The sequence below is a fragment of the Sphingobium sp. genome, from assembly GCF_048594625.1.
Lineage (GTDB): Bacteria > Pseudomonadota > Alphaproteobacteria > Sphingomonadales > Sphingomonadaceae > Sphingobium.
Genome location: NZ_JBMDWL010000120.1, coordinates 1 through 13,961, shown reverse-complemented (window position 1 = coordinate 13,961; position 13,961 = coordinate 1). Strand labels below are relative to the sequence as shown.

Here is a 13,961-nt window from a genome sequence, read left to right as displayed (position 1 = left end):
CTTGCGCACCCTCTATCCGCCGCTCGAACCCTATGCATCGGGCCATCTTGATGTCGGCGATGGCCATCGCGTCTATTGGGAACGCATCGGCACGCCGGGGGCCAAGCCCGCCGTGTTCCTGCATGGGGGGCCGGGCGGGGGCATATCGCCCGATCATCGCCGCCTGTTCGATCCGGCGCGCTACGACCTTCTGTTGTTCGATCAGCGCGGCTGCGGTCGTTCGACCCCGCATGCGGACCTGACCGCCAACACGACATGGGATCTGGTCGCCGATATAGAGCGGCTGCGCGCCATGGCGGGCGTCGAGAGATGGCTGGTCTTCGGCGGCAGCTGGGGATCAACGCTGGCGCTGGCCTATGCGCAGGCGCATGTGGACCGTGTCACCGAACTGGTGCTGCGCGGCATCTTCACCATCCGGAAATCGGAAATCGACTGGTATTATCAGGAAGGGGCCAGCCGCATCTATCCCGACAAATGGGAACGTTTCGTCGCGCCCATTCCGCAGGACGAACGGCACGACATGGTCGCCGCCTATCGCCGCATCCTGACCGGCGACGATGTGTCGGCGCGACAGGCGGCCGCGCGCGCATGGAGCGTATGGGAAGGCGAAACCATCCGTCTGCTGCCCGATCCGGCGCTATCGGCGACCCATGACGGCGATGACTTCGCGCTCGCCTTCGCCCGCATCGAAAATCATTATTTCGTCCATGGCGGCTGGATGGAGGATGGCCAGCTGATCCGCGACGCTGGCAGGCTGGCGGCCATTCCCGGCGTCATTGTGCAGGGCCGTTACGACATGGCCTGCCCGGCGGAAACCGCATGGGCGCTGCACCGCGCCTGGCCTCAGGCACGCTTCGAAATGATCGAGGGCGCGGGTCATGCCTATAATGAACCGGGCATATTGGACGCGCTGATCCGCGCGACGGACGGGTTTGCGCGTTAGGGCCTGCCCGACCCCGGTCGCTTCGGGGCTGAAGCGTCGCGCCTTGAACAAGATCCGTTCGGGCTGAGCCTGTCGAAGCCTTTTCCTGTCTTTGGGCAGAGCAGGTCGTTCGAAAGGCTCAGGAGCCGGGAAGGTGGACCCGCATCTCTCGCGTATGCGCGAACCGACGGGGCGGATTTACATCTGCCCCCGTGCAAACCGCGTCAGCGCGATCCCGGCCCCAGCGCCGGGTCAAGGTCGCGGGGGCGGGTGAAGCTGGCCAGCGTGGCGACATTGTCGCGCATGTCGCTCCAGCGGTCGATGGACAGGTCCATCACGGCGATGCTGGCGGTGGGGAATTTGATTTCCACATCCTCGCGCAGCGGGCTGGCGCCATCGTCGGGGACGAGGTCCAGGATCAGTTCCTCCAGCCCCGGATTATGCCCTGCCATCAAAATGCTGTCCGCACCGTCGGGCACGTCGCGCAGCACGTCGATCAGCGTCGGCACGGACGCCAGATAGATGCGCCGGTCCCAGCGCGCGTCCAGCGTTTCGCCATAGCCGGTGAAAAAAGTTTCCAGCGTCTGCACCACCCGCACCGCCGGGGACGCGACCAGCATGTCGAACCGCATCTTCCGCTGCGCCGCGAACTGACCCATCAACAGCGCAGCCTTTTCGCCGCGCCGGTTGAGCGGGCGGTCGAAATCACGCGCGACCGGATCGTCCCAATCCGATTTGGCATGGCGCAACAGGGTCAGGCGCTTCATTCTCTCTCCTGCTGGGGAGCACTGGATGGGTGCGGGCCGGTTTCGCGCCCCTGATGCCCTAATGCGGGGCTTTCGCCAAGCGTTTCGCGCCGTGTCGCGCCGCTCACCGCAATGATCGCCTCGTCCAGCGTCAGGCGGCGGATCGGCGTGCCGGGTGGAAAGGCGGTGAGCAGGCGGCTGGGCATGGCGGGGGACAGGATGACGAACCTGCCCCGGTCCTCCGCCCGGCGGATCAGCCGCCCGAACGCCTGCGCCAGCCGTGCGCGGATCAGCCGGTCGTCATAGGCGCTGCCCCCGCCGGCCAGCCGCCGCGCCGCGTGCAGCACCGTGGGCTTGGACCATGGCACGCCTTCCATCACCACCAGCCGCAGGGAATGGCCCGGCACGTCCACGCCATCGCGCAAGGCATCGGTGCCCAGCAGCGACGCGCGCGGATCGTCGCGGAAAATATCGACCAGCGTGCCGGTGTCCATCGGGTCCACATGCTGCGCGTAAAGCGGCAACCCCGCCCGCGCCAGCCGGTCGGCGATGCGCGCGTGCACGGCGCGCAGCCGGCGGATCGCGGTGAACAGGCCCAGCGTGCCGCCGCCCGCCGCCTCGATCAACCGGCCATAGGCGCCCGACAGCCCCGCAATGTCGCCGCGCTTGATGTCGGTCACGATCAGGACTTCGGCCCGGCCCGGATAGTCGAACGGACTGGCCGCCTCGAACCGGTCCGCACCATGGGGCAGGTGGATCGCCCCGCTGCGCGCCTCCGCATTGGACCAGTCGCCGCCGCCCTTCAGCGTCGCGGATGTCAGCAACACGCCCTGAGCGGGTTTCAGCACCGTTTCGGCGAGCGGGCGCGTGGGGTCCAGCCAGTGGCGATGGATGCCGATGTCGAATTCGCGCCCCTCGATCCGGTCGACCGTCATCCAGTCGACATAGTCCGGGTCGGCAGGCCCGCCGATCCGCGCCAGCAGCGCCAGCCATGCGGCGATCAGGTCGCGCCGCCAGCCCAGCGATGCGATCGCGCCTTCGACCCGCGCCCGCGCCGCACCGTCCAGCCAGTCTGGCGCATCCTCTATCACCGCTTCCAGCCGGCGCGCCAGCCGCACCAGCGGCTTGATCAGCGCGTCCAGCGCCAGCGCGGCCTCCTGCGCGACTTCGACCAGCGCGCCGTCCGGCTCGGCCAGTTCCGTTTCCAGCCCATAGCCAGCATCCGCTTCGCCGGCGGCCTCTGCGCGGGTATAGACGGTGCCCCGCACCGCCGCGAGCAGCGACTCCAGCGGGCCGAACGGTTCGCCCGCGACGATGCGCTTCAACCAGTCGTCGGCGGGCAGCGCCTGCGCCGCGTCCACCGCCGCGCGGATCGCCTGACCGCCTTCCTCATCATAGCTGGCAAGGTCGGACAGGCGCGCGGCCAATCCCCGCCTGCGCCCGCGCGATCCACCTTCCGGCCCCATGATCCACCGGCGCAGCTCGATCGCTTCCTGCCCCGACAGGGCGACGGAGAAGGTCGAATCCGCCGCGTCGAACAGATGATGGCCTTCGTCGAACACGATCCGCTGCGGCCGCTGCCCGGTTTCGCGCCCGCGCGCCGCATTGATCATTACCAGCGCATGGTTGGCGATCACGATGTCCGCGTCCGCGCTCGCGCGCGCCGACCGTTCGATGAAGCATTTGCGATAATGCGGACAGCCGGCATAAATGCACTCGCCGCGCCGGTCGGTCAGCGCGGTGGAGCCATTGCGGCGGAACAGGGTCGGCAACCATCCGGGCAGGTCGCCGCCCACCATGTCGCCATCCTTGGTAAAGGCGGCCCATCGCGCGACCAGCTGCGCCAATATCGCCGCGCGGCCCGAAAATCCGCCCTGCAACGCATCTTCCAGATTGAGCAGGCACAGGTAATTTTCCCGCCCCTTGCGCACCACCACCCGCCGCGCCGCGACCGCCGGGTCGGGGAACAGGCGCAATGTTTCGCGGTCCAGCTGCCGCTGCAGCGCCTTGGTATAGGTGGACACCCACACCGTGCCCTGCGCTTCGCCCGCCCATAGCGACGCTGGCGCCAGATAGCCCAGCGTCTTGCCGATGCCGGTGCCCGCTTCGGCCAGAAGCATGTTGGGCTGGTCGCGATGCCTGCGGGGGGTGAAGGCGACGCTGGCGGCGGCGGCATAGGCGCGCTGGCCGGGGCGCGGTTCGGCGCCCGCGCCGGTCAGCGCGTCCAGCCGCGCCAGCACCTGATCTTCGTTCAGGCTGATCGTGCGCGGGGCGGGGCGGGGCTGCGCCTCTTCCCATTCGGGCAGTTTGGAAAACAGCCAGCGTTCCGCCTCCCGCGGCCGGGCGATGCGCGGCGCGACCAGCGGCGACCATGGCCATCGCATCCGGTGCAGCGCCTGCGCCGCAGTCCATCCGCCCTCGCGTTCCTGCCAGTCGGGCGCGTCCATCCGCGCCAGCAGCATCGCCGCGCCCTGCTGCAACAGGGCGGGGATGTCGCCTTCATTGCCGGGCGCGGGCAGGCCCAGCGCCTCCGCCAGCCCTTTGGGCGTGGGCACCAGAAAGCGCGCGGGATGCAGGAACGCCCAAAGCTCCAGCAGGTCGAGGCCGTTGAGTTCGGGATAGCCCAGCCTTTGCCCGGTCAGCGGCGCGTTGAGCAGCAGCACCGGCGTTTCGGCGGTACGGGCGATCGCATGCCCCTTGGCCAGTGCCTGCGTGCGGTCGCCTTCGCGCAGCCATATGCCGCCATGGCTGGCGTGGAGCGCGGGCAGGGTTGCAGGATCGATCACTGGCTCGATCTAGTCGAGCAGGAACAAAAGGAAAACCTGAAAAGTGGGATGAAAGCGGAGACGGCGACTGTTCAGCCGGTGCGCCGTCCAAAACCGCCGCCACCCAAAGGACTGGGCGCATGGCTGCCGAAACCGCCCGGCTGCTGCGCCGGACGCGGTTGGAACGCGACGGGGACGCGCTGGGCCGCACGGGCCATTTCCAGCCGTTCGTACAGCGGCCCGTCGCTCAGTTCATAGGGGAAGCGGATGCCCATGCGATCCACTTCGGACCAGCGCACGGTGCCGAACACGACATAGCCGTCCAGATCGATCTGGCATTGCGAACGGGCGGGCAGGGTGCAACCCACCACCTGCGCGCCGCCTTCGCTCAGATCGACGATGACGCCTTCCAGACTGTCGAGCACAGTGGTCACGACAATGGGGATGTCTACGGCAATACGTTCACGGCTGCGCTGTATCTGCATATTGCCTCCTCCCGGCCATGTATCGTTGCTCAGAGTTAATGAAATATAAAATCGCAATTGGCTGTCGACACGCTTTTGCAACCAAATATCGTTTTCTTTCCTTGTAACCGGGTTTAGGGGGCGTGAATCATGACAATGTCCGACATCATCCGCACCGCCGCGCACGCTTCCAAGGCCTGGCCTTATGAAGAAGCCCGCAAGCTGCTCAAGCGCTACAATCTGTCCCCAGGTGGCGCCGCGCCGGAAAAAGGGCATATCCTGTTCGAAACCGGCTATGGCCCGTCGGGCCTGCCGCATATCGGCACCTTCAACGAAGTGCTGCGCACCACCATGGTCCGCAACGCCTTCCACGCCCTGTCGGACGTTCCCACCCGTCTCGTCGCGTTCAGCGACGATATGGACGGGTTCCGCAAGGTGCCCGACAATGTCCCCAATCAGGCGATGTTGAGCGAGCATCTGGGCAAGCCGCTGACGCAGGTGCCCGACCCGTTCGGAAAATATGAAAGTTTCGCCCATCACAATAATGCGATGCTGCGCGAATTTCTCGACCGGTTCGGCTTCGACTATGAATTTGTTTCGGCAACGGAACAATATCGCGCTGGCACCTTCGACGAAGCGCTGCGTCAGGTGCTGCGCCGCTATCAGGCGATCATGGACATCATGCTGCCCACCCTGCGCAAGGAACGGCAGGCCACCTCTTCCCCGATCCTGCCGGTGTCGCCAAAAAGCGGCATCGTGCTTCAGGTGCCGGTCGAAGTGATCGATGCGGAAGCAGGTATCGTCCGCTTCGTGGATGAAGGCGAAACCATCGAACAGTCGATTCTGGGCGGAGCGGCCAAGCTGCAATGGAAGGTCGACTGGGCGATGCGCTGGTATGCGCTGGGCGTCGACTATGAAATGGCGGGCAAGGATCTGATCGATTCGGTGACCCAGTCGTCTAAGATCTGCCGTGCGCTGGGCGGCCGCCCGCCCGAAGGCTTCAACTATGAAATGTTCCTGGACGAAAAGGGGGAGAAGATCTCCAAGTCCAAGGGCAATGGCCTCAGCCTCGAACAATGGCTGACCTATGGCCCGCAGGAAAGCCTCGCCTTCTACGCCTATCGCGAACCAAAAAAGGCCAAGCAGCTGCACATGGGCGTTATCCCCCGCGCCGTGGACGAATATTGGCAGTTCCGCGCCAATTATCCCAAACAGGCGGTGGAACAGCAGCTGGGCAATCCCGTCCACCATATCCATGATGGCGCGTTGCCGCAGGGCGAACTGCCGGTCACCTTCGGCCTGCTGCTCAACCTCGTCGGCGTGATGGGCGATGCCAGCCCGGCGCAGGTGTGGAGCTATCTGCAAAATTACGTGCCCGGCGCCAGCGCGGAAACCTATCCCGAACTCGACGCGCTGATCGGCCATGCGCTGGCCTATCATCGCGATTTCGTCGCGCCCACGCTTCAGCGTCGGCCACCGCACGCGAACGAAGCGGCCGCGTTGCGCCATCTGGACAGCGAACTTGCCGCCCTGCCCGAAGGCGCGTCGGCGGAGGACATCCAGAATATTGTCTATGCCATCGGCAAGGATGAGGCATTTGGTTTCGCCGAACTGCGCGACTGGTTCAAGGCGCTGTATCAGACGCTGCTGGGCGCCGATCAGGGGCCGCGCATGGGCAGCTTCATCGCGCTGTACGGCATCGACAACAGCCGCAAGCTGATTGCGGAGGCGCTTGCCGCCTGACATCGATCCTGCCGATGCGCGGGTACGGAAGCGCGCGGAACAATTTGCGTTGCGAGACGTTCGCGAAAACGGTCCACCCCCCTTTCGGACTGGTGATGGGCCTTGCGCACATCATCGGCCGCGTATGCCCGGAAACGGGCTGCGCGGCCACGTGTGGGTAATGAAAAACCGCCCCGGATCTTCGATCCGGAGCGGTTTTTTATGCCATTTTCAGATGCGGGCAGTATCGCCCGCCGGATCGGAAAATGCGCGGAACAGGGAAGCGTCGGGCATGATCCGGCCCACCATGGCCGGATCATGCCCTCATGCCGCTTACCAGCAGAAGCCGCGATGCACGGTCACGACACGGCCGGTGCGGACATTGACCAGCAGCACGTCGTTATAGTGGCGCACCCAGCGCTGGTTCACGCCCGGACGGGGCAGGCGATAACGGTTCACGTCATTGATGTAATAGCGCGAGTTGTAATAGGTGGGGCGCAGCTGCGCGCCGACATTCCACTGGCTGTAACGGAAGGGCGCACGCCAGTTACCCGCGCGATAGACATCGCGATGGCTGCGGCGATAATCGCGCCAGTCTTCGCGCACTTCCTGACGGGCGTCGCGTACGTCGCGGCGGGCATCGCGCACATCGCGGCGGTCGCCATAACGCTGCGCCTGGCGCAGGTCGCGCTGTTCTTCGCGCAGATTGCGTTCGCTGCGGCGCACTTCGCCATAGGATTGGGCCGACGCGACGCCGGGGACGACGGTGGCGGCCAGCAGGCCCAGAATGATGAACTTACGCATGGATCTGTCTCCCTTAAAATGCGTGGCGGCTGAACCGGCCTGTCGGGCTTTGGTTCCGCTGCCTACAAACAGAGATATGGGCCCCGCTGGCTGAACGATGCGGGAATGATCCAGTCAGATTCCAGTCATTTATGTCGCAAAGTGTAACGATCCGACATAATTCTGGATCACATCCATGGCCGTTCGCGAAACCATTTGGTGACGACATATTTGGTGCCCCGTTCCACCGGCCGCGCGGCATGCAGGCTGAACCGGTTGGGCGCGCCGTCGCGGGTCATGTTGTTCCAGATCAGGATCATCCCCTCGACCGGCGGCACCATGAATTCGCACTGGGGAAAATGCGTTTCCCCGCCTGCCTCCACCGGCGACAGATAGATCATCGTCGTCCATGTTCGCTGCCCCCCACTGTCGCGCATCCGGGGCCAGTAGCTGGCGGTAACGGGGAAATAATCGCAATGGACCTTATATTCCTGCCCCGGCGCATAGCGCTGCCCCTGCAATGTTTCGCCATGGCGCGATGGCAGGCCGGTCAGCGCGCAGATCCGGTCGCTGATCGCCATCACCTGCTCCTCCCAGGGGTTCAGGTTGCAGCTGTGGCTGGTGCGATAATCGGGGTCTGCGCTGCCCGAAAACAGTTTCGACGGTTTCGCGTCGGCATCGATCAGGTCGCGCAGCGCGGCGCATTCCTGCGCGCTCAGAAAATTCTGGCGACCATAGATTTCCAGATGTTCCGCGTCGATCCGCTGCACCATCGGATTGCGGTTCAGCCGGGCGCGGACATCCTCGCCAAATTGTGCGCGCAGCGGCGACGCGGTGCCGCCATCATCGGGTTGGTTGCTCATGGGGCAGCCTCCTGCCACAGGCGGCGGCGCCATGAAAAGACCCCGGCGCGTCTCCGTGCCGGGGTCAGTGGTTCCTGAAGGCCAGTTCAGGAAGGGAGATCACCAGAAGAAATCGTTGATCACATCGACGACATAGCCGTCGCGAATATCGACCAGTAACGCATCGTCATAATAGCGGATCCAGCGCAGCGACCCATAAGCGGGCGGCAGGCGATAGCTGTAGGGATCGTCCAGCCAGTAATTGTTCGCGTAGAGCATGTTGCTCAGGAAAATCCCGACCGAAAAGCGGCGATAGCCATAATCCCACCCGCGCGGCGCATAATAGCGGCCGACGCGATAACGGTCGCCATAACGGTTGCGATAGCTGTTCCAGTCGTACCGCCGATCGTTGCGCCAGCCATTGTCCCAGCGCCGCTGGTTCGCCCATCGCGTGCGGTCGTCATAGCGGCGACCCTGATTCCAGTTGTTCCCGTTCCAGCCGCGATTGTCGGTCCAGCCGCGATCGTCCCGGCGATCGTTTCGCCAGTCCTGCCTGTCGTCGCGACGATCGTCTCTGCGATCGCCCCGCCAATCCTGCCGGTCGTCCCGGCGATCCTGCCGCCAGTCGCCACGCTGGGACGCCGGCGATCCGACGCCGGGTCGCCCCTGACTGCCGCTCCATTGCGGATTGGGGCGTGGATCGGGCCGCGCCTGCTCAGGACGATCCTGTCCCGGACGGGCCTGATCCGGGCGGTTCCATTCCGGCCGTGCCTGCTGCGGACCGGCAGACCCTGCCTGCCCCATGGCGGGCGGCCGCTGCTGCCAGCGCTGCGGCGATCCGTCCGCGCGCGGCTGCCAACCACGTTCGCCGCGCTGTTGATTCATGCGTTCGCCACGCATCATGGCGCCCCCGCCGCCGCCTTCGAACCGGTCGGACCGTTCACCGCCGCGGTTGCCGCGCTGCTCCGCGCCAGCCTGCGCATGGGCAGGCGCGACACCGCTCAACAGCGTTGCGGCCATCAGCCCCGTCACCATCATTGTCCTGAACATCGTCATGTCTTTCATCGGGCCGGGGCACTATGCCCCGCATGGTCCCTGTCTAGGGCCTGCGCGATGTCGAAAGGCTGAACCCGTCAGACAGCATTTTGAAAGAATCAGGGGCTGAAATAAACGGGTCGTCGAGCATAGACAGTCCGGCAATTACCAGCCACTGTCCGTTGGTGCGTGTTGCATGGGCGACAAACCCCGAAAATGGGCCGAAAAGCTGATCCAGATCAGTGCGTCACGATGAAACTCACTATAGGACCGTTACGTGACGAAATCTCCCGATGCTGGCCATATTCGCCAGGCCCTGCGCGAAGCGACGATGGACAGCCATCGCCGGGTCGATGCCATCTATGCGGATTTCGCGCTCGATTCCCCCTCCGATTATCGCGCCTTCCTGACCGCCCACGCCCGCGCGCTTGGCGGACTGGAAGGCGCGGCCCGACCCGAAGAACCCCGCCTGCCGCTGCTGGCGCGGGATCTGGCCGCGCTGGACCTGCCGATGCCGGATGCTTTGCCGCTGGCCCGCAATGATGCGGACGGCTTCCATTGGGGCCTGCGCTATGCGCTGGAAGGGTCGCGCCTCGGCGGGCTGATGCTTTCGCGACAGGTCGCGCCGGATCTGCCGAAATCCTATCTGTCTGCCGCCCATGGCAAGGGCGAATGGATTGCCTTCCAGCATGCGCTCGACAGCGCTGCGATGGAAGGCGGCGAAGGCTGGCTGGACGACGCCGTGCAGGGCGCGCAGGCCGCCTTCGCCCTGTTTGCGCAGGCGGGGACCGACGCGCAGGCATCCGCCCATGGTTGATCGCAACGGCCAGCAGCCCGGCTTTGCCGTCGATCTGACCAATTGTGACCGCGAACCCATCCATGTGCTGGGCGCGGTCCAGCCCTTCGGCTTCCTGATCGCGCTGACCGCCGACTGGCTGGTGTCGCGCGTATCGGCCAACAGTGCGCAGTTCATCGGCCTGTCGCCCGACGACATGCTGGGCAGGCCGATCGCCGACCTGTTCGATGGCGAAGCGATCCATGCCCTGCGCAACCGCATCACCTTGCTGCGCGGTCCCGATTCGGTGGAACGGCTATTCTCGATTCCCCTGATGACGGGCGGCCCGTCCTTCGACGTCGCGGTGCATTTTTCCGGCCCGCTGGTCGTGGTGGAGGCCGAACCCGCCAGTCATGATGAGATGGAAGCGAGCAGCACCGTCCGGTCCATGGTGTCGCGTCTGGCGCAGGCGGACAATATGACCGCCTTCCTGCGCGATGGCGCCCGACAGGTGCGGGCGCTGACGGGCTTCGACCGGGTGATGGTCTATCGCTTTGCCGACGGAGGCGATGGCGAAGTGGTCGCCGAAGCGCTCAAGCCCGGCGTCGACAGCTTCTTCGGCCTCCATTACCCCGCGTCGGACATCCCGGCGCAGGCGCGCGCGCTTTATCTGCGCAACATCTTCCGCGTGATCGCCGATGTGCAGGCGCCGCCGGTGCCGGTCGTTCCGCAACTGGACCCCACCGGCGCGGCGCTGGACATGTCGCTCTGCCTCACCCGCGCGGTGTCGCCCATTCATATCGAATATCTGGGCAATATGGGCGTGGGCGCGTCGCTCTCCATCTCGATCATCGTGGAGGGTAAGCTGTGGGGCCTCTTCGCCTGCCACCATTATGCCCCGCGCCTGCCGACCTTTGCGCAGCGCAGCGCCGCCGAACTGTTCGGTCAGATTTTCTCGATGATGCTGGAAAGTCGGGAACGCGTCGAAACCGCCGCTTATGAAGGGAAAGCGCGACAGGTGGCCGACCGGCTGCTGTCCGCCGTGGCGCAGGATCATGATCTGCTGACCAACGCCCGCTGGCTGGGCGACATCATCTTCGACACCATCCCCGCCGACGGGGTGGGCGTCTATATCGACGGGCAGATGACCTTTTCGGGCCTCGCGCCCGATGCGCCCGCCTTTGCCGCGATCGTGTCGATGCTCAATCGCGTCGCCGCCGGTCAGGTCTATACGACCGACAGCCTGTCGTCGGTCATGCCCGAAGCCGCCGCCTATGCCGATCGCGTGTCGGGCGTGCTGGCGATCCCGCTGTCGCGCCGTCCGCGCGATTATGTCGTCCTGTTCCGCGCCGAACAGCTGCGCTCGGTCCGCTGGGCCGGGAATCCGGAAAAGGACATCGAATATGGTCCCAACGGCCCGCGCCTGACCCCGCGCAAGAGCTTCGAAAGCTGGTCGGAACTGGTGAAGGGCGTGGCTTTGCCCTTCACGCCTGCCGAACTGCGCGTGGCCGAAGCGCTGCGCACCGCCCTGCTCGAAGTCATCCTGCGCATGTCCGATTCTGCCGATGCGGAACGGCAGCGCGCCCATGAAAAGCAGGAATTGCTGATCGCGGAACTCAATCACCGCGTCCGCAACATCCTCTCGCTGATTCGTGCCCTCCTCTCGCAAACCCGCGACAGCGCCCGGTCGGTCGATGAATTTATCGGTACGCTGGAAAGCCGCGTCCATGCGCTGGCCCGCGCCCATGATCAGATTACCGCCGACCGCTGGTCGCCCGCGCGCCTCTATGACCTGATCGAAGTGGAATCGGGCGCTTATCTTGGCGAACGCAGCGACCGGGTGCGCCTGACCGGACCCAATGTGCTGCTGACCCCCGGCTGCTTCACCGTGCTGGCGCTGGTGATCCATGAAATGCTGACCAACGCCGCCAAATATGGCGCGCTCTCGGACAGTGGATCGGTCGCCATCGACTGGCGCGTGGATGAAGACGGCAGCCTGCTGATCGACTGGACCGAAAGCGGCGGCCCGCCCGTCGTCGCCCCCACCCGGCGTGGTTTCGGATCGACCGTGATCGAACGCTCCATCCCCTATGATCTGGGCGGTCAGGCCGAAATCAACTATCGCCTTGCCGGGATCGAGGCGCATTTCTGCATTCCGTCGGCCCATGTCGTGTCGGTTCTGCCCGACGCGGCCGGAACCGAACGGGGCAAGCCTGCTCCGGCGGTCGCTCCCGGCCTGCTGAAGGGGCGCAACGTCCTGCTGGTCGAAGATAATATGATCATCGCCATGGATGGAGAAGATGCGCTGCGCGACCTTGGCGCCGAAGTCATGACCGCCGCCAGCGTGGGCCGCGCGCATGAAGCCATCGCCATCAAACCGGTCGACATCGCCGTGCTGGACTTCAACCTTGGCGCGGAAACCAGCCTGCCGGTGGCGGATCTGCTGGCGGAACGGGGCATCCCCTTCCTTTTCGCCACGGGCTATGGCGACGGGCTGGAACTGCCCAGCCGCTTTGCCGACGTCACGCTGGTGAAAAAGCCATACAACGGCGCGACGCTGGCACAGGCGCTGGCCCCGGTGATCGCGGCGGGGCGCTGATCCACCCCCGAAACGGTCGGTTTCCACATGGCCGATTGCCCGAAACGCGCATCGTCCCGATGTAGGGGTTGGCCCCTGATCCTGTCCTACGCGCCCTGCGCCCGGCTATGCTTACCGGGCGCGCCATGGCACTTTGCGATAGGATCAGGGGCGCGCAACAAAATGTCTCATTCAGCGGGAAATGTGCGAAGTTAAGCGCCCTACGTCCCACCCTCGGACCATCATGACCCAGCCTACCCTGTTCATTCCCCATGGCGGCGGCCCCTGTTTCTTCATGGACCCGGCCGACCCGGACCGGCCGCACAGCGACCCGATGTGGCACCCGATGCAGGACTATCTGGCCGGGCTGATCGCCAGTCTGCCCGAACGGCCCCGCGCCATCCTGCTGGTGTCGGGTCATTGGGAGGAAGCGGCCTTCACCGTCCATAGCGGCGAACGGCCAGCGCTCCATTTCGACTATTATGGCTTTCCGCCGCATACCTACGAACTGCGCTGGGATGCGCCCGGCGCCCCCGACCTTGCCCGCCGCACCGCGCAACTGTTGCAGGCGGCCGGGTTCGAAACGGGGGACGATGCCACGCGCGGCTGGGACCATGGGGTCTTCATTCCGATGAAGGTTGCGCTGCCCGACGCGGACATTCCGCTTGCTCAGCTGTCGCTGCGCCATGACCTTGATCCCGCCGCCCATATCGCCGCCGGGCGCGCCCTTGCGCCCTTACGCGACGAAGGCGTGCTGATCGTCGGGTCGGGCATGAGCTTCCATAATCTGCGGGTGCGCGGGCCTCAGGCGATAGCGCCTTCGACCGCATGGGACTATGCGCTGACCGCCGCCGTGGTCGATCCCGATCCGCAACAACGCGCCGCCCGTGTCGCCGCGTGGCACCATCTGCCCCACGCCCGCTTCGCCCACCCGCGCGAGGAACATCTGTTGCCGCTGATGGTGGCGCTGGGGGCAGGGGGCGACGATCCGGCCAGCTGCGACCATCGCAGTTCCGTCATGGGCTGGACCGTATCTGGCTATCGGTTCGGCTGAGCCTTTTGAAGTCGGCTGGTACAGCCGACGGCTCGCAAAATGCGACCAAGGACAGCAAGCATTTTGAAGTCCGATGGCCACATGCGCGTCGAAGAACCGGCAACGCAGGCCCGTCAGTCGGCGGGTCTGTCGTTTCGGGCGGCGGGGCGTCCCAGCGCCGGCACCGTCCGCGCCGCATCCTCCGGCGTAATGCCGGGCGGCGGCGCCGCGCTGCCGCCCTGCTCCTCACCCCGCATGATCCGCCCCGCCCGCTTGATCGCCCCGCGCAGCCGGGG

At 65.6% G+C, this 13,961-nt stretch carries 11 protein-coding genes and 1 pseudogene; 5 read left to right on the top strand and 7 right to left on the bottom strand.

Translation table 11 applies throughout. From position 1 onward, the window contains the following. The first annotated feature begins 1 nt into the window (after window position 1). On the top strand, window positions 2-943 hold the full coding sequence (gene pip / locus ACOJSJ_RS15155) for a prolyl aminopeptidase (protein WP_420145807.1): 942 nt from the start codon (window positions 2-4) through the stop codon (window positions 941-943). Window positions 944-1,146: 203 nt separating this feature from the next. Here the strand turns inward: pip and ACOJSJ_RS15150 are convergent, their stop codons facing one another. The 3 genes from ACOJSJ_RS15150 to ACOJSJ_RS15140 all read right to left on the bottom strand — a co-directional run bounded on the left by ACOJSJ_RS15150 (window position 1,147) and on the right by ACOJSJ_RS15140 (window position 4,918). After that, on the bottom strand, window positions 1,147-1,689 hold the full coding sequence (locus ACOJSJ_RS15150) for a SixA phosphatase family protein (RefSeq protein ID WP_420145806.1): 543 nt from the start codon (window positions 1,687-1,689) through the stop codon (window positions 1,147-1,149). After that, window positions 1,686-4,454 (bottom strand): ATP-dependent DNA helicase, encoded by a 2,769-nt coding sequence (locus ACOJSJ_RS15145; RefSeq protein ID WP_420145805.1) that lies wholly within the window; start codon window positions 4,452-4,454, stop codon window positions 1,686-1,688. The genes ACOJSJ_RS15150 and ACOJSJ_RS15145 overlap by 4 nt, the downstream gene beginning before the upstream one ends. A 71-nt stretch (window positions 4,455-4,525) precedes the next feature. Next, window positions 4,526-4,918 carry a PilZ domain-containing protein gene (locus ACOJSJ_RS15140; RefSeq protein WP_420145804.1) on the bottom strand — a complete coding sequence of 131 codons (393 nt, stop codon included), beginning with the start codon at window positions 4,916-4,918 and terminating at the stop codon, window positions 4,526-4,528. A 129-nt stretch (window positions 4,919-5,047) separates the two neighbouring features. Here ACOJSJ_RS15140 and ACOJSJ_RS15135 point away from each other — a divergent pair, with 129 nt between their 5' ends. Beyond that, entirely contained in the window at window positions 5,048-6,640 is a 1,593-nt protein-coding gene (locus tag ACOJSJ_RS15135) for a lysine--tRNA ligase (RefSeq protein WP_420145803.1), read from the top strand. Between the two features lie 312 nt (window positions 6,641-6,952). Here ACOJSJ_RS15135 and ACOJSJ_RS15130 read toward each other — a convergent pair whose 3' ends face one another. From ACOJSJ_RS15130 to ACOJSJ_RS15120, 3 genes are all read right to left on the bottom strand, one after another. After that, a complete protein-coding gene (locus tag ACOJSJ_RS15130) occupies window positions 6,953-7,423 on the bottom strand; it encodes an RcnB family protein (RefSeq protein WP_420145802.1) in 471 nt (156 codons plus the stop codon). Between the two features lie 167 nt (window positions 7,424-7,590). Continuing rightward, complete coding sequence (locus tag ACOJSJ_RS15125; protein ID WP_420145801.1) at window positions 7,591-8,265, bottom strand: prolyl hydroxylase family protein; 675 nt, start codon at window positions 8,263-8,265, stop codon at window positions 7,591-7,593. A gap of 99 nt (window positions 8,266-8,364) precedes the next feature. Beyond that, a complete protein-coding gene (locus ACOJSJ_RS15120; RefSeq protein WP_420145800.1) occupies window positions 8,365-9,294 on the bottom strand; it encodes an RcnB family protein in 930 nt (309 codons plus the stop codon). Between the two features lie 262 nt (window positions 9,295-9,556). Here ACOJSJ_RS15120 and ACOJSJ_RS15115 point away from each other — a divergent pair, with 262 nt between their 5' ends. From ACOJSJ_RS15115 to ACOJSJ_RS15105, 3 genes are all read left to right on the top strand, one after another. Next, window positions 9,557-10,096 carry a biliverdin-producing heme oxygenase gene (locus ACOJSJ_RS15115; protein ID WP_420145799.1) on the top strand — a complete coding sequence of 180 codons (540 nt, stop codon included), beginning with the start codon at window positions 9,557-9,559 and terminating at the stop codon, window positions 10,094-10,096. Next, window positions 10,089-12,653 (top strand): HWE histidine kinase domain-containing protein, encoded by a 2,565-nt coding sequence (locus ACOJSJ_RS15110; RefSeq protein WP_420145798.1) that lies wholly within the window; start codon window positions 10,089-10,091, stop codon window positions 12,651-12,653. Before ACOJSJ_RS15115 ends, ACOJSJ_RS15110 begins: the two co-directional genes overlap by 8 nt. Before the next feature lie 223 nt (window positions 12,654-12,876). After that, complete coding sequence (locus ACOJSJ_RS15105) at window positions 12,877-13,686, top strand: DODA-type extradiol aromatic ring-opening family dioxygenase (protein WP_420145797.1); 810 nt, start codon at window positions 12,877-12,879, stop codon at window positions 13,684-13,686. Between the two features lie 113 nt (window positions 13,687-13,799). On the opposite strand, the pseudogene ACOJSJ_RS15100 reads toward ACOJSJ_RS15105, so the two are convergent. Further along, window positions 13,800-13,961: pseudogene (locus ACOJSJ_RS15100) on the bottom strand ((2Fe-2S)-binding protein); the annotation flags it as partial.

Excerpts from the sequence above, each read along its gene's own strand:
- ACOJSJ_RS15105 (WP_420145797.1), top strand. The coding sequence starts at position 12,877 with ATGACCCAGCCTACCCTGTTCATTCCCCATGGCGGCGGCCCCTGTTTC.
- ACOJSJ_RS15150 (WP_420145806.1), bottom strand. The coding sequence starts at position 1,689 with ATGAAGCGCCTGACCCTGTTGCGCCATGCCAAATCGGATTGGGACGAT.
- ACOJSJ_RS15125 (WP_420145801.1), bottom strand. The coding sequence starts at position 8,265 with ATGAGCAACCAACCCGATGATGGCGGCACCGCGTCGCCGCTGCGCGCA.
- ACOJSJ_RS15140 (WP_420145804.1), bottom strand. The coding sequence starts at position 4,918 with ATGCAGATACAGCGCAGCCGTGAACGTATTGCCGTAGACATCCCCATT.
- ACOJSJ_RS15110 (WP_420145798.1), top strand. The coding sequence starts at position 10,089 with ATGGTTGATCGCAACGGCCAGCAGCCCGGCTTTGCCGTCGATCTGACC.
- ACOJSJ_RS15120 (WP_420145800.1), bottom strand. The coding sequence starts at position 9,294 with ATGTTCAGGACAATGATGGTGACGGGGCTGATGGCCGCAACGCTGTTG.
- ACOJSJ_RS15135 (WP_420145803.1), top strand. The coding sequence starts at position 5,048 with ATGACAATGTCCGACATCATCCGCACCGCCGCGCACGCTTCCAAGGCC.
- ACOJSJ_RS15130 (WP_420145802.1), bottom strand. The coding sequence starts at position 7,423 with ATGCGTAAGTTCATCATTCTGGGCCTGCTGGCCGCCACCGTCGTCCCC.